Source organism: Paenibacillus sp. 1001270B_150601_E10 (assembly GCF_015558675.1).
Classification (GTDB): Bacteria; Bacillota; Bacilli; order Paenibacillales; family Paenibacillaceae; genus Paenibacillus_B.
This window is the reverse complement of the sequence record NZ_JADMOL010000004.1, coordinates 337972-359365: the sequence shown is the minus strand read 5'-3', so window position 1 is coordinate 359365 and position 21394 is coordinate 337972. Positions and strand designations below refer to the sequence as shown.

The 21394-nt window shown below is 47.1% G+C and carries 17 protein-coding genes; 4 read left to right on the top strand and 13 right to left on the bottom strand.

Annotated features, from left to right (window positions below; translation table 11 throughout):
- Positions 1-121: 121 nt before the first annotated feature.
- Both I2H74_RS12840 and I2H74_RS12835 read right to left on the bottom strand, forming a co-directional pair.
- Positions 122-4345, bottom strand: coding sequence for an S-layer homology domain-containing protein (locus I2H74_RS12840; protein ID WP_195574353.1), 4224 nt, complete (start codon positions 4343-4345; stop codon positions 122-124).
- Positions 4346-4559: 214 nt separating this feature from the next.
- Entirely contained in the window at positions 4560-5810 is a 1251-nt protein-coding gene (locus tag I2H74_RS12835; protein WP_324254065.1) for an MFS transporter, read from the bottom strand.
- Between the two features lie 690 nt (positions 5811-6500).
- Here I2H74_RS12835 and thrS point away from each other — a divergent pair.
- The 3 genes from thrS (at position 6501) to I2H74_RS12825 (ending at position 9622) form a co-directional block, all read left to right on the top strand.
- Positions 6501-8417 (top strand): threonine--tRNA ligase, encoded by a 1917-nt coding sequence (gene thrS / locus I2H74_RS12830; protein WP_195574352.1) that lies wholly within the window; start codon positions 6501-6503, stop codon positions 8415-8417.
- A 471-nt stretch (positions 8418-8888) separates the two neighbouring features.
- The gene (locus tag I2H74_RS24620; protein WP_229106613.1) at positions 8889-9095 is read left to right on the top strand and encodes a MerR family transcriptional regulator; all 207 of its coding nucleotides are present in this window, start codon (positions 8889-8891) and stop codon (positions 9093-9095) included.
- Positions 9096-9121: 26 nt separating this feature from the next.
- Positions 9122-9622, top strand: coding sequence for a TipAS antibiotic-recognition domain-containing protein (locus I2H74_RS12825; protein WP_229106612.1), 501 nt, complete (start codon positions 9122-9124; stop codon positions 9620-9622).
- A 51-nt stretch (positions 9623-9673) separates the two neighbouring features.
- Here the strand turns inward: I2H74_RS12825 and groL are convergent, their stop codons facing one another.
- The 6 genes from groL to I2H74_RS12795 form a co-directional block, all read right to left on the bottom strand.
- A complete protein-coding gene (gene groL, locus I2H74_RS12820; protein ID WP_195574351.1) occupies positions 9674-11302 on the bottom strand; it encodes a chaperonin GroEL in 1629 nt (542 codons plus the stop codon).
- A 107-nt stretch (positions 11303-11409) separates the two neighbouring features.
- Positions 11410-11691 (bottom strand): co-chaperone GroES, encoded by a 282-nt coding sequence (gene groES / locus I2H74_RS12815; RefSeq protein ID WP_085494383.1) that lies wholly within the window; start codon positions 11689-11691, stop codon positions 11410-11412.
- 256 nt (positions 11692-11947) lie between these two features.
- Positions 11948-12733, bottom strand: a complete 786-nt coding sequence (gene tatC, locus I2H74_RS12810; RefSeq protein WP_195574350.1) for a twin-arginine translocase subunit TatC — start codon at positions 12731-12733, stop codon at positions 11948-11950.
- A 114-nt stretch (positions 12734-12847) separates the two neighbouring features.
- Positions 12848-13102, bottom strand: a complete 255-nt coding sequence (locus I2H74_RS12805) for a twin-arginine translocase TatA/TatE family subunit (protein WP_195574349.1) — start codon at positions 13100-13102, stop codon at positions 12848-12850.
- Positions 13103-13290: 188 nt separating this feature from the next.
- A complete protein-coding gene (locus tag I2H74_RS12800) occupies positions 13291-13788 on the bottom strand; it encodes a MogA/MoaB family molybdenum cofactor biosynthesis protein (RefSeq protein WP_195574348.1) in 498 nt (165 codons plus the stop codon).
- Between the two features lie 62 nt (positions 13789-13850).
- On the bottom strand, positions 13851-14501 hold the full coding sequence (locus tag I2H74_RS12795; protein ID WP_195574347.1) for a 5-formyltetrahydrofolate cyclo-ligase: 651 nt from the start codon (positions 14499-14501) through the stop codon (positions 13851-13853).
- A 186-nt stretch (positions 14502-14687) separates the two neighbouring features.
- Between I2H74_RS12795 and I2H74_RS12790 the strand changes: the two genes are divergently transcribed.
- A complete protein-coding gene (locus I2H74_RS12790) occupies positions 14688-16661 on the top strand; it encodes an ABC-F family ATP-binding cassette domain-containing protein (protein ID WP_195574346.1) in 1974 nt (657 codons plus the stop codon).
- A 652-nt stretch (positions 16662-17313) separates the two neighbouring features.
- Here I2H74_RS12790 and tsaD read toward each other — a convergent pair.
- From tsaD to I2H74_RS12765, 5 genes are all read right to left on the bottom strand, one after another.
- A complete protein-coding gene (tsaD, locus tag I2H74_RS12785; RefSeq protein WP_324254068.1) occupies positions 17314-18393 on the bottom strand; it encodes a tRNA (adenosine(37)-N6)-threonylcarbamoyltransferase complex transferase subunit TsaD in 1080 nt (359 codons plus the stop codon).
- A gap of 87 nt (positions 18394-18480) precedes the next feature.
- Complete coding sequence (rimI, locus tag I2H74_RS12780) at positions 18481-18978, bottom strand: ribosomal protein S18-alanine N-acetyltransferase (RefSeq protein WP_195574345.1); 498 nt, start codon at positions 18976-18978, stop codon at positions 18481-18483.
- A 13-nt stretch (positions 18979-18991) separates the two neighbouring features.
- The gene (gene tsaB / locus I2H74_RS12775; protein ID WP_229106610.1) at positions 18992-19834 is read right to left on the bottom strand and encodes a tRNA (adenosine(37)-N6)-threonylcarbamoyltransferase complex dimerization subunit type 1 TsaB; all 843 of its coding nucleotides are present in this window, start codon (positions 19832-19834) and stop codon (positions 18992-18994) included.
- The gene (tsaE, locus tag I2H74_RS12770) at positions 19831-20280 is read right to left on the bottom strand and encodes a tRNA (adenosine(37)-N6)-threonylcarbamoyltransferase complex ATPase subunit type 1 TsaE (RefSeq protein WP_195574447.1); all 450 of its coding nucleotides are present in this window, start codon (positions 20278-20280) and stop codon (positions 19831-19833) included. Before tsaE ends, tsaB begins: the two co-directional genes overlap by 4 nt.
- A 226-nt stretch (positions 20281-20506) precedes the next feature.
- Complete coding sequence (locus I2H74_RS12765) at positions 20507-21331, bottom strand: carbohydrate ABC transporter permease (protein ID WP_195574446.1); 825 nt, start codon at positions 21329-21331, stop codon at positions 20507-20509.
- Between the last annotated feature and the right edge of the window lie 63 nt (positions 21332-21394).

Here is a 21394-nt window from a genome sequence, read left to right as displayed (position 1 = left end):
CATTCGTGCCTTGCCTTTATAAGTTGGTTACTACCACGGATATACATAAAAAAGACCGCTCTTATAGTAAGAGACGGTCTTGGTTCGATAGATTCAAAGATTGCAGTCTATTCATCTATCGTTAATTACCAAAAAACTCATTCTTGTTCGCGCCGTCAACGGTGAGCTTTACACCTATGGCGTTTGCCTTCAGCATGAAGTGGGTATCATCCACCATTTCAGCAGTAGCAGGGACCGCAGCGGACTGCAGTCTTGTATTGATATAAGACACAAGTTCAGTCAGGGAAGAGAATGTTCGGTTTAGAACAATGGAAGCCGTCTTCGTCCCATCGCTTACGGTAAAGGAACGACTTCGTGTTACAGCATCGGTTCCAACAAATTCATGATTATCGAATAGCGCTTGATAATTGCCGCCTAGCCGTACAGCAGCATTAGCCCCCGTGCTAAAGGTCGAGATAAAGAAGGTATCACCGCTAAAGGAATAGGCCGCAAGGGTTCGAGTCTCTAATTGACCAATTCTATAAAAATAATCCTGTATATAGCTCTCTACTGCCGAGCCTACGACCTGCGCCTTGGTAAATCCATTCAAAGGAATATCCCAGTTCAAGTTGATCGGTATCGTATGAGTTCCGTCACTAACCGTAAAATGCAAAGGATTCTTTGAAAATTCGGTTGTCGTAATCGCCTTGCTCTCACCTTTGGCTTGTGTGGCATACGTGTTTTCAAAATGAAGATTGGTGACAGCAAGACTTGTGATAGCGTAAGGAACGGTCAGTTCCTTTATTTTCGCTACCGCATCGTTAAGTTTCCTTTGATCATCGGTGCTGACCAGTGCCTTTTGATTATCGTTCAACGCTTGGAAGGCAGTTTCCGCTTCATCAACCTTCGCTTTGTCTCCAACAGTAAGTGCAGTCGGATCAGGCAATAACTGAATCAAGGCAGTTACTTGCTCTGCCTTTGCATGATTCTCCTTCACGACTTCGATCTGAATGATCGCATGATTCAGCTTGGATGCATTCGTTACAAGAGACTTCTGCCGAATGGTTAATGCATCATACTCCGCCTTAGCTTCCAGTATGGCGGCTTCATCCTGAGGCTTGAGTTCATCTGGAATGGCCGCAATTTTTGCAATGACGAGATTAGCCGTCGCTTCATCCTCGCGCCACAGCTTTATTGCCGCAGTTGCTGCCTGAAGCTTCTGCTGATGGGTATCAGATACGAGCTGCTGTTGGTCTGCTGTTAATTGGTTAAAGGCAGCTTCCGCAGCATCAACCCGTACGCCGTCCGATAACACAAGCGCTTCAGGAGCTGGCAGGTCCTGAATAAGTGCCGATACCGCCTCAGCTTTGGCTTTATCATCATAGTACTTCGATATCCAATTCATCAGCGCGTTGAGCTTGTTCTGTTCAGATGGCTGAACAAGAGATTGCTGATCTGGCGTTAATTGATCGAAAGCAGCTTTGACCTCGTTCACTGATGCTTCATCTTCAATCACGATAACTGAAGGATCAGGTAGAGCCTTGATTCGAGCTGTCATTCCGTCTGCCACAACCTTATCCTGCTGCCACTGGTTGATTCGTGAAAGAGCTGCTTCCAATTTCGCAACAGACGCTGGATGGACAAGAGCTTTTTGTCTTGCTGTCAAGGCAGCATAAGCATCACGTGCAGCAGCAACATCCTTCTCATGTTCAAGCTTGATATCAGCAGGAAGCGCCTCAAGCTGAGCTGCAACCCCGTCTGCAATATGTTTATTCGCTCTCCAGTCACGAATCTCATTCACTAGAGCCGTAAGCTTAGCTTGATGTACCTCAAGAACAAGCGACTTCTGCTCTACTGTCAACAGATGAAACGCACCGTTAGCAGCATCCACGTCGTTGGCGTCTTCCAGGGTTACGTCATTTACTTCAGGAAGGCCAAGAATCAAGGCTGAGACAGCATCTGCCTGAATCTTATCATTTTTCCATTTTAAAATACGATCAACTGCATCCTGAAGTTTCTGCTGATAAGTCGCATTCACGAAAGACTGTTGTTCTAACGTCAATGCTTCAAAAGCCGCCTTGGCACCATTCACCTGTTCCTCATCGCTAAGCTTAATCGACGCCAGTTCCGGAAGCTCCTGAATAAGCTTGATAACCTTATCTGCTTCTGCTTTATGCCCTTGCCACTCTACAATTCGGACACGAGCAGCGTCTAATTTGGCTTTAAGCACAAGATCCATCATAGCCGCTTGTTCCGCTGTCAATGCGGCTAAAGCTACTTCTGCGCCCTTCACTTGTGGCTCATCAGCCAGCGTAATATCCGCTGGTTCTGGAAGTACCGCAATCATGGCCTCGACCTCTGCGACCCTTCTTAAATCTTCTTTGATCGCTGTTAATCGCTGGAGCACTTCCTTAAGCTTAGCTTGGTTGCTCGTACTTACTCTAGCTTTCTGAGCCTCAGTTAGCTTATTATAAGCCTCGTTCGCCTCGTTAATTACGGGCTCATCCGTTATCTTCACTTGATCTTTACTAGGAAGCTTCTCTATTAGAGAGCTAACCTCATCAGCTGCCTGCTGATCCGCTTTTATTTCCTGTATACGAGTCATCGCATCCTGCAGCTTTTTCTTTAAAGGCTCTTCTACCCAAGCCTTCTGAGCATCTGTCAAAGCAAGATAAGCCTCGTTCGCAGCTAGTACTTGGGCTTCATCTTCTAATAATAGCTGATCGAGCTCGGGCAGTTTCTGAATAAGCGCAGCTGCTGCACTTGCGGCTTTCTGGTCTGCTTCCTGTGCCGCAATCAATTCCGCTATCTTGGCGACAGCGTCAGCAAGCTTCTGCTGATTCTCCTTGCTCACTCTCTCCTGCTGACCTTTCGTCAGCTTCTGAAAAGCCTGCTCAGCTTCGCGAACAGCAGCTGCGTCCGCTATTGTTAAGGCTGAGAGTTCAGGCAATGCTTCAATCTTTGTACTGACACGATTCGCAAGATCTTGATCAGATGGACCCGAAGGCTGCCCTCCTGTAGACGGACCTGGAGCACCTCCGCCAGTATCTTTGATCACAAACTTTTCAGGCTGCTTGTTAAAAGAGGAAGCAAGTTTGATCGCTTGGGAGGCTTCCGCAGCCTTAATGATGCCTTCTCCATAGGCGCGAATTGCCGCTTCCAATGCAAGGTAAGCGAGCTTTGTATTCGCTTCAAGCGTTAGCTGCAATCCTTCCCCTTTCTTATCCACCTTCATGCTTGCAATGCTACCGCTTGATAACAATAGTTGAATGTGACGAACTGTCACTCCCAATTGCTCAAAGCTGCCGCTTAGTGTAACTTTAGACGACTCCGGCAGCCCCTCCGTTAGTTGGACATCCTTGAATCCATCATCCGTTACATTAACTTCCTCCAGCTTAGCAGATGACTGAACCTTCACCTGCTTAATGACTGAAGACCCTTCAGCGATAATATGAGCAAGTTTGTTTCCTTGTTCTAGCACCAGTTCCTGCAATTGCGAATGAATAAGCTTGAGCTTAGGGCTGCTATTTCCTTGAATGACTGTATTTCCATTTACTTTTACATTTTTCAACGAAACCGCACCGTCTTGCACACTTCCCTTAAGGGTGAGTCCCCCCTCCACCACTACATTTTGCAAGATTACACCTTCAGAGGCGATTACAACCGGTCCTATGATTGTCTGGCTGCCCGAGCTTGGACCAAAGGTTCCTGGCTGATCATACACTTGAAAATAGGATGGGCGTGCTTGATTGATGGTCACGATCGCTTCCGCTCTGGTTAATGGCGCAGTCGCCTTGAACGTATGGTCCTCATACCCATTCATGATGCGATAGTTCACCATCGCATCAATGCCCGACTTGCTCCATGCAGGAATCTTATTCACATCGCTAAAGGTCAGCTGACCCGCAGACGCTGAAGTTACTCGAAGAAGTTTCGCCATGATGACGGCTGCTTCTTGTCTTGTTATTGGCTGATCGGGACGTATTGTCTCATCCTGATAACCGCTTATGTAGCCTGCTTGGACCGCTTTCTTCACTTCGTTCAAAGCCCAGTGTGAAGCCTTCAGATCTGTAAACGATACGTCCGACATGTCGGTAAAACCAAATGATTGGTTCATTAACGCCATGAATTCCGCACGCGTGATGACTTTATCCGGCTTGAACTCCCCGTCTTGATATCCTTTTGCCCAGCCTTTACCGACCCAATCATCAAGAACCTTCTTCGCCCAATGCTCTTCAACATCAGGAAAGGTTGCCGAAACATTCGGCGAAGAATTCGAAGCCCCATAGATGACATTCGATGTGGGAAGCATCAAGCTTACAACAAGGAAAGTACTCAACACCTTGCTTTTTGCGGTATGACGCATAACATCGCGCTCCTTTTTTTGGTAAAATGGGAATCAGAATCATTTTATACGATTAAATCTAAGAATTATAGAGTCAATATACTAAAATTGAAAATTTCTATCAGCAATCTATCAACTCATTCCTGCATTCCCTATATCAGTCTGCACATAGATGCAATAAAGGATTTAATTTTAAAAGAGGCACTCTCCCATCTTGGAGAATGCCTTCACAACATTACTTATTTTTAATCCGCATAAATCGCTTTAAAACCACCAACACCGGCATGATAAACACACCTGCCAGTATAAAGGAAGCACGCAGGGAGAATCGGCTGCCTACCCAGCCGATTACAGGCCCGCCTCCGGTCTGTCCGAATGCATCTGCCTGACTGACCATTGACAGGACCGTCGCCCGGGTCTTGCTCTCCATATTCATGTTGAGCCACGTATTGTACACTGGCTGACTCAGTATTCCGATCACGCTGATCAATAATATCCCTATCATCGCCCATACAAAGCTGGTAGAGACGGCAATGGAGATCAAGGCTGCAATCCGGGCAGCAAATAACAGCAGCATCGCTGCGGTAACAGAGCGCTTATCGCTCATATCGAGCTTCCGTTCCATCACTCTTACAACGACTAGGCCTAGGATCGTAGACACAGCCGATAGAATACCGAACCAGACCGCCATAGAGAAAGGAATATGCTGTGGAAAACCAATCTCATTGATCAAGAATGTCTCCCTTAATCGATCGTAGCCTTCTGAAGCAGCGCCGATGAAGATCGTAACAACAATCAGCATGATTAGCAGCGGCTGTCCTCGGACAACCTTAAAGCCAGACATCCAGGTATCTGCCATTGCTTGTAAAGGTGACGCATGCTCTTCCTTCGGCTGAGGAGTAAAGTTCGTCTCCTTCATAAAAAAGAGAAGAAAGATGCCTAACCCTCCGTATAAAATGCCGCCAACAATGTACGGTAGATTAGGGGCAATCGTAGAAAAACCAACACTGAGCCCGATTCCGATCAAGGTTGCGAATAAAGCAAGGCGCTGTGAGCGCATGAACAGCGTCCCGACCTTGTCCTCGCCGATCTCATCTACGATCCACGCGGTGTCCGCTCCGCTGACAAAGGTAGCGCCAATACCAAAAAACAATTGGGCAATAAGCATCCATATGAATACGGGAAGCAGCGTGCTCCACTCGATAATCCAAATCACACTGCCCTCTAGAACGAACCCAATTCCCATCACCAGCATGCCGATGATGACCGACATTCTCCGGCTGTACGTATCTGCAACAACGCCTGTAATCCCTTCAAACACAAGTACGGCAAGCTCAAGCACGGTTCCAATCAGCACCAGTTGAAAAGGATTCAGCCCCAGCTCTGTTACATAATAGATGGCATAGGTCGTAAACATGGTGCTGTTCGCCAATGCCGTGACCACCATCATGATGATGTATACTTGTGACGCACGCAATTCCTTCACTTTTTGTTATCCACCCTTCACGGGAGACGATGCGCCACATCGGTTGAAGTTATACTCGATATCGACAACGAATCGTCAACTCGATGAACGTCCTCTTCCCTGCTTTGTATCTTTCATCCTCATGTCCATCGAGCAGACTCTCATCACAAACACCTCCAAAATTAGTAAATTTTATTATAGTTATCATTGTCATGATTGCCTAGGGTGGACTTTGATTTTAATTAAATTTTCATAACGGTACGAATATAGGTGGAACAAGGGACAAATAAGTCATGAAGATATTCGCCTGTTGACAACAAGCATCTTAATGTGTAATATTGCTCCCAACATCTTTTTTATAAAATTAAGCCTTGACCAAAGACATGATTTCCAATGCGTTCTGCCCAGAGAGAGAAGCATCAGCTGCAAGCTTCTTCCGTAACGGTTGTGAAATTACCCCTTTGTAGCCGTATCGTTGAATCCATGAGGAGGCGATCTATATTGATCCATCTCATGGTAGTATATGATACCGTCTCATCCACGTTATAGGATGCTAATGAGAGCTTGGTTTATTCTTCTGCCGTCACAGCACGCTACAGAATGGATCAGGTGGAATTAGGGTGGAACCACGAGCTGAACGCACTCGTCCCTTGATGGAACGAGATGCGTTTTTTTGCGTTCAATATCAATTAGGAAATGGAGGAGTTAGTCATGGAGATGATCAAGATTACATTGTCAGATGGAACAATAAAGGAGGTGCAGCAAGGAACGACCATCGAACAAGTCGCTGGCATCATCAGCATAAGTCTGAAGAAAAAAGCGATTGCAGGCAAAATAGACGGCGTGCTAGTCGATCTTCATCAAGCGATCAACCATGACAGCCTAGTTGAGATTGTAACGCTTGATCATAAAGAGGGCCTTAGTATTTTACGGCACAGTACAGCCCATGTATTGGCCCAAGCGGTTAAACGCCTTTATGGCAATCACGCCGTCAAGCTGGGAATAGGACCTGTGATCGAGGATGGCTTTTATTATGACATGGAGCTGGATCATTCCTTGTCTACTAACGACCTTGAAGCGATCCAGAAGGAAATGGCGCGCATTGTACAGGAGAATCTCCCTATCGTTCGCCGCGAGATCTCTCGTGCTGAAGCTATTCACCTTTTTGAACAGAAGGAAGAGCATCTGAAGCTGGAGCTGATCCACGATTTGCCTGATGATGCGGTCATCTCGATCTATGAGCAAGGAGAATTTGTGGATTTGTGCCGCGGACCGCATCTTCCATCCACGGGAACTATCAAGGCGTTTGCACTGCAAAATGTAGCCGGCGCTTATTGGCGGGGCAGCTCGGACAATCAGATGCTGCAGCGGATCTATGGGACTTCGTTCCCTAGCAAAGCGCAGCTGGATGAACATTTGCATCTGCTGGAGGAAGCGAAGAAGCGCGATCACCGCAAGCTGGGAAAAGAGTTGGAGCTGTTCATGTTCTCTGAGGAAGCGCCTGGCATGCCCTTTTATCTTCCTAAGGGAATGACGATTCGGACGGAACTGGAGAACCTGGCCCGCGAGCTGCAAAGACAGCGGGATTACGAGGAAGTACGTACACCGCTAATGATGAACACTCGCCTTTGGGAGCAATCCGGGCATTGGGATCATTACAAGGACAACATGTACTTTACGAACGTCGATCAAACTAGCTTCGCCCTAAAGCCCATGAACTGTCCTGGTCATATGCTGATCTTCAAGCATGCACTGCGCTCCTATCGTGAGCTGCCGATTCGCATATGCGAGTTCGGCCAAGTACACCGCCATGAATTCTCTGGGGCGCTAAATGGAATGATGCGGGTTCGCACCTTCTGCCAAGACGATGCGCATATCTTCGTAACGGCAGCACAGATCGAAGAAGAAATCGGACGCATTCTTGATCTGCTCAGCCATGTATACAGCATCTTCGGGTTTGAATACAAGGTGGAATTGTCCACTCGCCCGGAAGATCGCATGGGCAGTGACGAGCTGTGGGATCAAGCCGAGCAAGCACTGCAGCGTGTCCTTGAAGCGCGCGGGCTTCCCTATCGAATCAACGAAGGAGACGGTGCGTTCTATGGACCGAAGATTGATTTTCACATTCTTGACGCTTTGAAGCGAAGCTGGCAGTGCGGAACGATCCAACTGGATTACCAGATGCCTGAGAAATTCGATTTATCGTACATGGGTGAGGACGGCCTTAAATACCGTCCGATCGTCATCCACCGTGCTGTATACGGCTCCGTTGACCGATTCATCGGCATCCTTACAGAGCATTATGCAGGTGCATTTCCGCTATGGCTGGCACCTGTACAAGCGAAGCTACTGCCTGTATCCGAACACTACGCGGATTATGCGTATAAGGTCAAAGCAGATCTTGCTGATGCTGGCATCCGCGTCGAAGTGGATGCACGCAATGAGAAGCTTGGTTATCGGGTTAGAGAAGCACAGCTCGAAAAGATCCCATATATGCTTGTGCTCGGTGAGCAAGAGCGAAGCCGTTCAATGGTCTCCCTGCGCAGCCGAGAGGCTGGCGACCTTGGCAGCATGTCCGTGGAGGAATGCATTGAACAGTTGAAGGCGGAGATTCAAGCCTTGAAGTAAACCTTTCTCCTCGGTAATTAGTCATTCACTTGGAAACCATAGTCTCTCTAAGGTCAACGGACTAGAGGGACTTATGGTTGTCCAGAAAACGTTTAGAATGAGTTGAGTCTTTAAACGTTGATATCTGTTATCCTCTCAACCTTTTCGAAGAGCGCGATGCACAAGAAAAGACATCTGGTTGTCGTCCCGACCTTACCGTCGTTCACATCACAGTTATTCATCACACAGTTGTATCGCAGTTGTTCAGATCGTAATTACAGTTCATATCACAGTTGTGAACATCATCATTCAGCAAGAAGCTCTCATTGCCTTTATGCCTCATTTCCCAATCATTCTATCCTTCCATATCTTTAGTTATATCTTAGAAATGATACTTTCCTGTTTCTCTCTTACTACGTCTCAGTGCTAATGATATAACACTTGACTCCTACCTAAGGTCAGACCTCATACTCAAATCCGGGGGTGACATGAATGCTATACACCGTTCATGAAGTAGCTAAGCTATCGGGAACAACGATCAAAACCCTATACCACTATCAAAAAATCGGCCTACTCCTGTCTGCTATAGTCATGGAGAATGGATACCGATACTACGGTGTTCACGAACTAGAGCGGCTGCAGCAAATCTTGTTTTATCGCGAGCTTGATGTTTCCTTGGAGGGATCAAAACAGCTTTAGATCAAGAGCCGGAACGACTTCAATGCTTGCTGGAGCAGCAAGAGTTATTGCGGGAACGGCAGGATAGTATCATGCACACCTTGGAAGACACCATTTCACATGAAAGGAAGAGAACAAGGATGGATGCTGCAAAGATGTTTGAAGGATTGAATAAAGAGGAATGGGAGCGGGCTTTAGAGGCACAAAACGAGCATTTACAAGAGAACTATAACTATCAATTGGATACAGAGCACTTGGATCCAATTGAAATGAACAAAAAGGCAGAAGAAGCTGCGGCCTTTTTGCAGTTCATGGCTACCGCTTTGAAAGACAACGTGAGTGTCAACGATGACAAAGTACTGAAAGCTATTGAACAGCACGTACAATTTTTGGGGCAAGATCAAGATATCGATGCCAGAAGCTTCGCTCACCAGTCACGATTTTACCTATCCGATGAATTCCATCGCACTATGCTGGAAGCACAGCAAACAGGCCTTAGCTATTACGTCTGCATCGCAGCAAAGAACTATGCTTCGACAAAGAAATAAAATAGGAAAAAGGCCCCGAATCGGAGCCTTTTTCTTTATATCGGGCAATGATTACATCATGCCGCCCATTCCACCCATGCCGCCCATGTCTGGCATAGCTGGCTTATCTTTTTCTGGCTTATCAGCGATAACTGCTTCTGTAGTCAAGAACATTGCTGCTACGGAAGCTGCGTTTTGAAGCGCAGAGCGAGTTACTTTCGCAGGGTCAACGATACCTACTGCGATCATGTCTACCCACTCACCAGTAGCTGCGTTGTAGCCTACGCCAACTTTTTCGCCTTTCAAGCGCTCAACGATAACGGAGCCTTCTTGACCAGCGTTGTCAGCGATTGTGCGTACTGGAGCTTCAAGAGCTTTCAATACGATGTTCACGCCTGTTTGCTCGTCGTCAGAAGCTGTAACAGCTGCAACCGCTTGGTATACGTTCATCAACGCTGTACCACCACCTGCAACGATACCTTCTTCAACAGCAGCGCGAGTTGCGTTCAATGCATCCTCGATGCGAAGCTTGCGCTCTTTAAGCTCAGTTTCTGTTGCTGCACCCACTTTGATTACAGCTACGCCACCAGCCAATTTAGCAAGACGCTCTTGGAGTTTTTCTTTATCGAATTCGGAAGTTGTTTCTTCCAATTGAGTGCGAATTTGCTTAATGCGAGCATCGATATCCTCTTTGTTGCCAGCACCGTCAACGATGATTGTGTTTTCTTTCGTAACACGGATTTGACGAGCTGTACCCAATTGATCAACCGTAGTGGACTTCAAGTCAAGTCCAAGCTCTTCTGTAATCACTTGGCCGCCAGTCAATGCAGCGATATCTTGAAGCATTGCTTTACGACGGTCACCGAAGCCAGGAGCTTTAACCGCTACGCAAGTGAATGTTCCGCGAAGTTTGTTCACGATCAATGTCGCTTGAGCTTCACCTTCAACATCCTCAGCAATGATAAGCAATTGCTTGCCTTGTTGAACCACTTTTTCAAGAACAGGAAGGATCTCTTGGATGTTGGAGATCTTCTTGTCAACGATCAAGATGTAAGGGTTGTCGAGGACAGCTTCCATCTTGTCAGTGTCAGTGATCATGTATGGAGAGATGTAGCCGCGGTCGAATTGCATACCTTCAACCACTTCTAGCTCTGTATTAAAGCCTTTGGACTCTTCTACCGTGATAACGCCGTCTTTGCCGACTTTCTCCATAGCTTCAGCGATCAAGTCGCCTACTTCTTCATCCGCAGCGGAGATGGAAGCAACTTGAGCGATGTTTTGCTTGCCTTCGATTGGCTTCGCGATCTCATGAAGCTTCTCAACAGCAGCACGAACCGCTTTGTCGATACCTTTGCGAACGACCATAGGGTTAGCGCCAGCTGTTACGTTCTTCAAGCCTTCGCGTACCATTGCTTGAGCAAGAACAGTAGCCGTTGTTGTACCGTCACCAGCAACATCGTTTGTTTTGGTTGCAACTTCTTTAACGAGTTGAGCACCCATGTTTTCGAATGCATCTTCAAGCTCGATTTCTTTAGCGATGGTTACACCGTCATTTGTGATGAGCGGAGAACCGAATTTCTTCTCCAATACCACGTTGCGGCCTTTTGGTCCAAGTGTTACTTTAACTGCATTTGCAAGTGCGTCTACACCACGGAGCATAGAACGACGAGCTTCTTCAGAGAACAAAATATCTTTTGCCATTAGAAAAAACCTCCTCAATAATCATATATCATGTATACGTGCATCGCTTCCGCATACACTGCGGAACGCGGTATGTTTGAAATCAACGATTCAGCAAGCGGCCTTCATTAGCCAACGATTGCATGAATATCGCTTTCTTTCATAATCAAATACTCTTTACCTTCGAACTTGATTTCAGTTCCAGCGTACTTGGAGAAGATCACACGATCGCCTTCTTTGATTTCCAAAGGAACACGTTGTCCGTCTTTCCATACGCCACTACCAACAGCGATAACTTTACCTTCTTGTGGCTTTTCCTTAGCTGTCTCAGGCAATACGATACCAAAAGCAGTTGTTTCTTCCTTCGCGATTGCTTCAATCAATACGCGTTCACCTAAAGGTTTGATCATGAAAAACAGCCTCCTTAATCAAAAGAGTAAATATAAGTGGGGATTAAGCGATATTCGCTTACCCCGTCTTTAACAAAAGTGGATTATTAGCACTCGGGTCAGGTTAGTGCTAATAACAATTTATATGATACTTAAATCCGATTCAGTTTGCAAGTGCTTTGAAATGAAAAAATGATAAAGGGCGAAGTCACAAAAAAGCAACTTGGTTCACAAACGCCATCAGCATTCATTCACGAAGTCGCTTTGATATGCAACACTATGCACTGGAGGCTTCACTGCCTTCAGCATCAAACTGTTTTTCCCACTCCATCTGCTGTTTCAGCTGCTTCCGATACACAATAGAAGACATAAATACACTGAACTCATATAGGACCAGAAGCGGGATGGTAACAAGTATATCTGACATAACATCCGGCGGCGATAAGGTAACCCCGATCACAACAAGTGCAAAATAAGCAATTCGTCTCATCTTGCGCAGCCTGAGCGGATTCAAAAGTCGAATACCTGTCAAAAACATAATAACAAGCGGTAATTCGAACAAAATCGACATTGGCAGCAGAATGTTGAACATGAACGTCAGATATTGTGTAATCCCGTAGGTCTCTTCGAGATGCAAGTACTGGTTGATATTTGTCGTAAACTGATAGGCCATTGGAAACACAACAAAGTAGCCGAACGCTAATCCGACTAAAAATAATAAAAAGACAAAGGGAATGTACTTTAGTGTAGCCTTCCTCTCAACGGAGCGAAGGCCTGGACTCACAAATGCCCATAGTTGATACATCGTAAACGGAAGAGCGATCGCAATCGCCACAATAAGCGAGAACTTCATGTAAATGCTAACGCCGTCCCATAACGAAAAGCTGTGGAAAGTAAAGCCATTAGCTGGGGGTTGTTTAATAATATATTGATAGATCGGGTCTGCGACAATAAAGCCGCCAACCAATCCGACGACAAGAACAATAAGAATGTAAATAATGCGCTTTCGAAGCTCTGTAAAGTGCTCGATAAAAGTCATTTGTTCCTCATCCCATTGCGACATCCTAACATCACACCAACCTGTCCTTGCAGAATGACGGCTCGAAGCGAGAGTTCACAACCTGTCGATCATATGATTCGAATCCTCGCTCCTTGTCGTGGCTCGTAGCTTGAATCCTTACTCTGGAAGTCTGCGAGACTGCTCGTTCTGATTAAGGGCTGACGTCTTGGAAACAACTTCTTCCTGCACAATTTCCTTGCGTGAGGAGCTCTTGGAATCCTCATCGTCCATCATATCTCTTGCACCTGCCTTGAACTCGCGCAGCGTTCTGCCGAAGGCACGTCCAAGTTCAGGCAGCTTATTCGGTCCGAACAACAATAGAGCAATGAGGAGGATTAACAGCACTCCTGTAGCACCGATTCCTGAGAACATCACTATCGACTCCTTTCGATTGAGGAAGGGTTCATATGTTTTCACCAATGTGATTATTATCATATCATAACCCATCCACAAAATACCAAGAAGTCTCACAAAATTTTGAAAAAATACACAATTCCTATGAAGGTGTCTGCCGCAAATTTATACTCTATTCATTCTAGCATTTGGATCGATACAAAGAATTAGCTTATATCGTGATCGTGATATCGCCCACTTGCCACTTCAAGCGCATGGGGCAGTTGATCTATGACCGCCATAATGTTCTCATGCACACCCTTGGGGCTGCCAGGCAGATTGATGATCAGCGTACGGTTGCGAATCCCGCAGACGCCTCTTGAGAGCATCGCGCGCCTTGTCTTCTGCATCGAGAAATAACGCATCGCTTCAGCAATTCCTGGAACGACGCGATCGACAACCTTCAAGGTTGCCTCTGGTGTGACATCCCTTGGCGCAAGTCCTGTTCCGCCCGTTGTCAAGATAAGATCCGCTTTAAAGTAGTCGGCCATCTCAATAAGCGCTGCCGTGATCTCATTCATTTCATCCGGTACAATGCGATACTCGACAATCTCACCATTAATCTCTTCTTCCACTAATTCACGAAGCACCTGCGCGCTCGTATCCTCTCGTTCTCCTCGCGAACCTTTATCGCTTGCTGTAAGTATCGCTACCTTCCATCTCACTGTTGAAATCCTCCTTTCAATCCACATCGCCGTTGTATTTATCTAAATTAAGGTATCCGCGTTCATCTTTTGTCCGTCCAAATCACTTGCTCTGGCGTAATCAGCACATCAATCACTTCATCGTGAGGCTCTACGGGCACTTGCTCAACTAGCTGTTCTTCAAAGCAAACACTGATCAAGCATGGCTTCTCACCATCCTCAGCATTCTGCCACATTGATAAAAACCGATCATAATAGCCGGCTCCCATCCCAAGTCGACCGCCGCTTCGATCAAAGCCGAGACCTGGAACAAGAACGGCATCGATAGTCTTCATCGTCTCCATGGATAAAGCTTTAGCTTCTTGGGATGGTTCACGAATCCCAAATACGCCGGTCTCAAGCGGTGTATCCGCATTCCACTCCATCCACTGGAGCGTATGATTCTCACGCATTGTACGAGGTATATATATGAGGTCCCCTCTTGATAAGCAAGCTTCCATAAGGGGAATAATGTCTAACTCTGGTCCATACGGCATATACGCGCATAGGGTCAGCCGCTTGGCTGTATCTTGACGCAGCACTTCTAATAGTTGTGACGCCCGGGCACATGCAGCCTCGCTTGCTTGGAGCCGCTTCGATGGTTCGATATCCTGACGAGCACGCTTTAATTGCGATCTTAGCTCCTGCTTCTTCACCTTTACGGATGTATGATGCGTGAGTTGCTCCTTATTCATTCCCATCGCCACCTTACTTTTGACTTTCACAACTAACTTTCACAATTTTTCATGATTTTCAACTTAAGTTTACCATCGTTAATGCTTTCCTGCCACTGTTATGGTCATTTTATGCGCGCTAGCATCGCCTAAACGCTTGTTTTCATGTAAACTAGGGATAGTTTGACCAAAATGGAGGAGATATCTTTGCTGCTTCAAGTCAATAATGTATCCAAACATTACGGGATTACCCCTGTATTGACTAATATATCGTTTCATATGAATGAGCGCGAGCGGATTGGTCTTGTCGGTGTTAACGGCGCTGGGAAATCCACCCTGCTCAAAATTATATCCGGCGAACTGACTGCAGATTCAGGAATGATATACAAATCAAAAGAAACAGAAATCGGTTATCTGGCCCAAAATACAGGCCTTCAGTCCGACCGATCCCTATGGGACGAGCTGATGCAGGTCTTTGCTCACCTTGTTGATGTGGAAAAAGAGCTTCGCGAACTTGAGCGGCAGATCGCTGACCCGAAGGTCGCTGAAGACACTTCGCGCTATGAAGAAGTGCTTGCGAAGTATGCGTCACGTTCAGAATGGTTCCGCGAGCAGGGCGGCTATGCCATGGAAGCTAAAGTACGAGGCATATTAAGCGGTATGGGATTTGGCGAGATGAGCCCTGACACCCCTGTCCAGACGTTGAGCGGGGGCCAGAAGACCCGACTCGCCTTAGCGCGTATGCTGCTTCAAGAGCCCGATCTGCTGCTCCTCGATGAGCCGACGAACCATCTGGACATCGAGACGCTGACCTGGCTAGAGCAGTACCTGCGAGCTTATCCTGGCGGCGTATTGGTCGTATCCCATGACCGTTACTTCCTCGATGCAATGGTAACGTCCATTGTTGAGATTGAGCGTCATCAGGCGAAGCGCTATACCGGCAACTATACGAAGTACATGGAGCTTAAAGCGCTGGAGTATGAGCAGCAGCTGAAGTTATACGAGAAGCAGCAGGAGGATATCGCGAAGATGGAGGACTTCATCCAGCGCAATATTGTCCGTGCCTCCACAACAAAGCGCGCCCAAAGCCGCCGCAAGGCGCTTGAGAAGATGGAACGAATCGACAAGCCGCTTGGCGAACTGAAGAAGGCGAGATTCTCCTTTGAGATCACAAGACCTACTGGACACGATGTGCTTCACGCGCGCGAGTTATCGGTCGCTTACGATGAAGAGCCGCCATTGTTCCAGCATGCCAACTTGGACCTGTACCGCGGAGAAATGGTTGCCCTTATCGGACCGAATGGGATTGGCAAGTCAACGATGCTCCGCACCTTGATCAACAAACATCCATTAGCAGCAGGCTCCTTTGAATGGGGCACGCATGTCTCGATCGGATACTATGATCAAGAGCAGACCAATTTGAACTCCAATCTCACGGTGCTTGAGGAGCTGTGGTCGACCTATCCGAATATGGATGAGGTTCGAATCCGAACGGTACTCGGCAACTTCCTCTTCAGCGGAGATGACGTACAGAAGAAGGTCAGCTCCCTAAGCGGTGGAGAGAAAGCACGTGTGGCACTCGCAAAGCTAATGCTTCAGCAAGCGAATGTACTCATCTTGGATGAGCCGACCAACCACTTGGATCTATTCAGTAAGGAAGTGCTGGAGTCAGCTTTAATGGATTATGAAGGAACTGTCTTCTTCATCTCCCATGACCGTTACTTCCTTAATAAGATGGCCGAGCGTGTGATTGAGTTGGGCCCTAAAGGGACGACGGCTTATCTGGGCAATTACGATGACTATGTCGTGAAAAAACAGGAGCTTACCGAAGACGAGGAGCTTCGCAATCGCCAAATTACTGCTGCTGGCGGCCCGACTGCATTCTCGAAAGCTGGGGCACAAACTTCAGTCGAAGATAAAACCGTCTCAGGTGCGGAACAATTCGAATTGGAAAAGCAGGCAAAGCGCGAGGAGCGAGCAAGACAGCGCCGCATCGAGCAGCTTGAGGAGCAAATTGCAGATCTGGAAGCCGCAATTGAAGAGCAGGAAGCACAGCTTGCCGATCCAGCAATTTACAATGATTACATGCAGCTGCAGAAAATACAACAAAAATTAGATGAGCAGCGAAAGCAATTGGAAGAGACTTATGCAGAATGGGAATCCTGCATGGATCCTTCATAATAGATCGTATCCTTAAGATATAGAGTCCTTCTCAGTTCAGATACTTTTTGAACCGAAGAGGGGCTCTTTTGTCTCTGCATTAGATTGGATTATCGTTTTATTTGAATAGAAGCGTGTTTAATCCCTCTATCATGTAGTGTACAGCTCCTCTTGCAGCCAAAGAGTAATACTAGATAAGACGAAGATAGAATATTGTCGAATAAAGTCGTAAAAACGCTGTCGAATTATCCACAATGTTCATTCTATAATGAAAACAAAAATTGCTACATTTTCATAAATTATCGGCTCTACAAAAGGACTTTTGCATAAAAACCAACATTATCCACTAAATTATGCACACTATCCACAGATTACACAAGTAAAAATGAAAAATCTATCCCCTTTTTCATGTAAAACCGAAATCGTACAGGAAAGGAATGTAAGCGGTTAATCCACATTTTTATCGGGATATGTGGATAACTTTTGTCAACAAGGTTAGACATCCTCCGAGGACCTTCGACCTATGCCAATGAGAAATTTATCTGTATTTTCCGCGTCTATAAAAATAAAATGACAGATCAAACTCATCAAAAAAGCTGCTGCACCCCTCTTCGTCACAAGACAAAGAAAGATACAGCAGCTCTAGATCTGCAACACGTTCCTATAATGCCAACTATTCGCTCTTGCTCTCCATAATCGGATTCATCCACTTTTCCAAGGAGAAAGAAGGATGAACATTGAAATCAAGAGCATTAAATGCTCCCTGCTTCCACTTCAAATGAGCGGCCGCTCCAATCATGGCTGCATTATCCGTGCAGTATTGGAACGGAGGAATGACAAGCTCTACGCCTTCAGCTTCGCTTCTCGCTGTCAGCGCTGCACGAAGACCTTTGTTGGCTGCAACACCGCCGCATAAGAGCAGCTGCTTCGCCCCATATTCCTTCACCGCGCGCATCGACTTCTCCACCAGCACGTCGATAACCGACTCCTGGAAGCCGCGCGCAAGCTCGCCGTGATCAAGCTCCTCGCCCTTCATCTTGCTTTGGTTGAGTGCGTTCAGCACAGCGGACTTTAAGCCGCTGAAACTAAAGTCATAGGAATCCGGCCCAAGCCATGAGCGGGGCAGTTCCACTGCCTTGCTTGCTTCCATCGCAAGTCGGTCGACATGCGGACCGCCTGGATAAGGAAGCCCGATAGCGCGTGCGACTTTGTCATACGCCTCGCCGACAGCATCGTCACGCGTTCTGCCGACAAGCTGGAAGCTCCCTTCTGCTTCCATATATACAATCTCGGTATGCCCGCCAGACACAACCAAGGCCATGCATGGATATTGCAGTTCCGTCACAAGTCGATTCGCATAAATATGACCGGCGATGTGATGGGTGCCAATAATCGGGATGCCTAATGCCAGCGATAGCGACTTCGCCGCCATGATCCCCACAATAAGGGCTCCCACAAGTCCAGGACCTTGCGTAACGGCAATTGCATGAAGCTCATCCAGCTTAATGCCGGCTTCTTCAACTGCCTGCTCGATCATGATCGTTATCGTTTCTACATGCTTTCTCGAAGCAATCTCGGGTACAACACCGCCAAATCGACGATGGACGTCAATCTGGCTCGATACCATATTGCTCAGCACCTCTTTGCCATCACGAATGACCGCAACAGAAGTCTCATCACAGCTTGTCTCGATTGCTAGGATGAGGCTATGCTCACGGTCTGTCGCTGACAAAGCAGCTGAAGTGTCATTTATCGTTGTCACGTCTATTCACCTGCAATTTTCATTTCAAGGATTGGTCTACCGACCATTGATTCAAGGGCTACAGATCAAACGGAACGACTAGGACAAATGAGCCGACCATTTTAATAAATCCGACCACATAATGACAGCATCTTCCTGATTGTCGGTGTAATAGCCCTTTCGCACCCCAGCCGGCTCAAAGCCGAACTTCCGGTACAGCCGCTGTGCGATCTCGTTCGATTCACGCACCTCTAAGGTCATCTTCTGCGTGCCAAGCGACATCGCCTGCTTCACAAGCGCCGCAAGCAGCTTCTCACCCAGTCCCTGTCCACGGTAATCTGGATGAATGGCGATGTTGGTAACATGTGCTTCGTCTACAATCGTCCACATTCCGGCATAGCCAGCAATGCGTCTGTCCATCTCAAGCACGAGATAGCACGCGAACCGATTGTTGTTCAGCTCATTCGTAAATGCCTCGCTGGTCCAAGGGACCGTGAAGGACGCATGCTCAACGTTCATCACCTGCGGAATATCCTGTATCCTCATCTGACGAATGACCGCCATATCAGACGATACGCTTTGCTTCGCTTGTTCCATCCGACCACCCTCCTTAGGATCGCTGGGAAGCTTCCTGCTCCCTTGCCTTTAGCTTCGTCTCAGCCTCAGTCAACTGAGTGTAATTCGGCTCAAGCTGATGAACTGGGGTTGCTTTCCCCTTCTCCAGCATCAATAAGCCTGCACGACCTACCCATCCCGCATCGATCTCGCAGGATAAGATGTGAACGCGCTCCGAATAGGTGGCTGCGAGCTGTTCCATTGCTTTCAACTGCGGCACTGTCTCGCCCGCAAAGACAATATGACAAGCGGAATCCGCATGAAGCTGCCCCTTGGCTTGTTCCGCAACCTTTTCAAACAATATAATTTCATCCATGCTGTCCCGAGCAAGCCCACGCTCTAGAGCGTCAAGGTTGTCCTTCTGTTCAAGCATAACGAGAAGCTCCTTCGCATGCCCCGAGAATCCTCCTGTATACACCTGACCGCGTCTCGCATCCATTAGCGGGTAGACGTTGAATCTTGCCGCTTCGTCAGCTTGCTTCAAGATCGACGCTGCCTGTTCAACGCCATTAAGCGCCAAGGCATATAAGCTTGAGACGCCAAGCACAGGCTTGTTAAGCGACCATGCCAGCGTCTTCGCAGCTGTTACACCTACACGGACACCTGTATAAGAGCCTGGACCGATCCCTACGGCAATGCCGTCCAGTTCCTTCGGCTGAAGCTTCTGTGCGGCAAGCATCTCCTGAATAACAGGAAGCAGCTTAAGCGCATGATTGCGCTCTGCTGCAGAATGAGAAGCCTGTACAACCTGTCCGCCCTCTAATATAGCGCTAGCCAGCGTCTTCGTAGACGTATCCATTGCAAGAAGTCGTTGCTGTGAGATATTCCGTTCACTCATGCCATTCCACTCCGTTTCCATTCATTCACCCAAGATACATAGGGCTCCCCATAAGCGGTAATGCGAATAACCCGCTCCGTTTCACCTTCATATTGGATAAACAGATGGAGATATTGAGTAGGCAAGAGCGGCGTAATGATGCTCGACCATTCTACCACCGATACGCCGTCCCCAAAAAAGTATTCGTCGAGCCCTAAATCATCCGCTTCATTCATGCTGATACGATATACATCCATATGATAAAAAGGCAGCTTATCGCCTTCATATTCCTTAATAATCGTGAAGGTTGGACTGTTCACCACGTCCGAAACACCAAGCTCTTTCGCAAGCGCCTGAGAGAACCGTGTCTTTCCAGCACCAAGATCTCCATCAAGCGCAATCACCGTACCAGGTACGCAACGCTTTGCCACAAATGCGGCAATCTGTTCGGTATCCTGCTCACTCATTGAGCGAACCGCATGCTTTGCTGATAGCAACTTTCATTTCCTCCTTCATGGCCGTATCGATTATCACGATACAGCTGACTCAAGAAGTCTCGTTAACAACTCATTATATCATACATCATGTACACGATATAGGAAGGGCTATTCACTTGTGTTGTCGTTCTTTCCTCATCTTCATCCTTACAAGAAAAAACCTGACGATGCAAGCTCATCATCAGGCTATGCGAACCTATTCTTTTATCGCGCCAATCATAACACCCTTCACGAAGTATTTTTGCAAGAAGGGATACAGTACAAGGATAGGCACTGTCGCTACAATGATCGTCGCATATTTGATCGTCTCTCCGATTGGCATCGTATCTGCTGCATTCGTGCCAGTCATCATGCTGTCCGTACTGTTCGTAATCAAGATCTCGCGAAGCACCAATTGAAGCGGATACAACTCTCGGTCACGCAAATAGATCAGTGCACTGAACCATGAGTTCCAGTGACCTACACCATAGAACAAGATCATTACCGCAATAACCGGCAGTGATAATGGAATGATGATGCGGAACAGTACGGTAAAGTCGTTCGCACCGTCAAGCTTTGCAGACTCTTCCAAGCTGATCGGGACGCCGTGGAAGGCCGTTCTCATGATGATCAGATTAAACGCACTGATCGCCCCTGGAATGATAAGCGCCCAGAGCGAGTCCAGCATGCCAAGCTCTGCTACGAGCAAGTAGTTCGGAATCAATCCGCCAGAGAAGAACATGGTGAACACAATAAAGAACATAATCGGATTCTTCCACATAACATTCTGTCTAGAGAGACCATATGCCCCAAGCGCCGTCATAAAGACGTTAATTAGGGTTCCCACTGTGACAACGAATAGCGTATTAAGATAGCCCTGCAGAATCATCGGATTATCCAGCACACGAATATACGCCTCTATATTGATTCCCTCAGGATACCAGATCAAGCCGCGCTGCTGCACGATCCAGGATGGATCGCTTAAAGAGGCTACGAGCACATAATAAAAGGGATACAGCGTTACGATACACAGCATGATCATAAAAAGAATGTTAAAGACCTCGAAAACTCGCTCTCCTAAGGTTAATTTATTCACGATGGACAC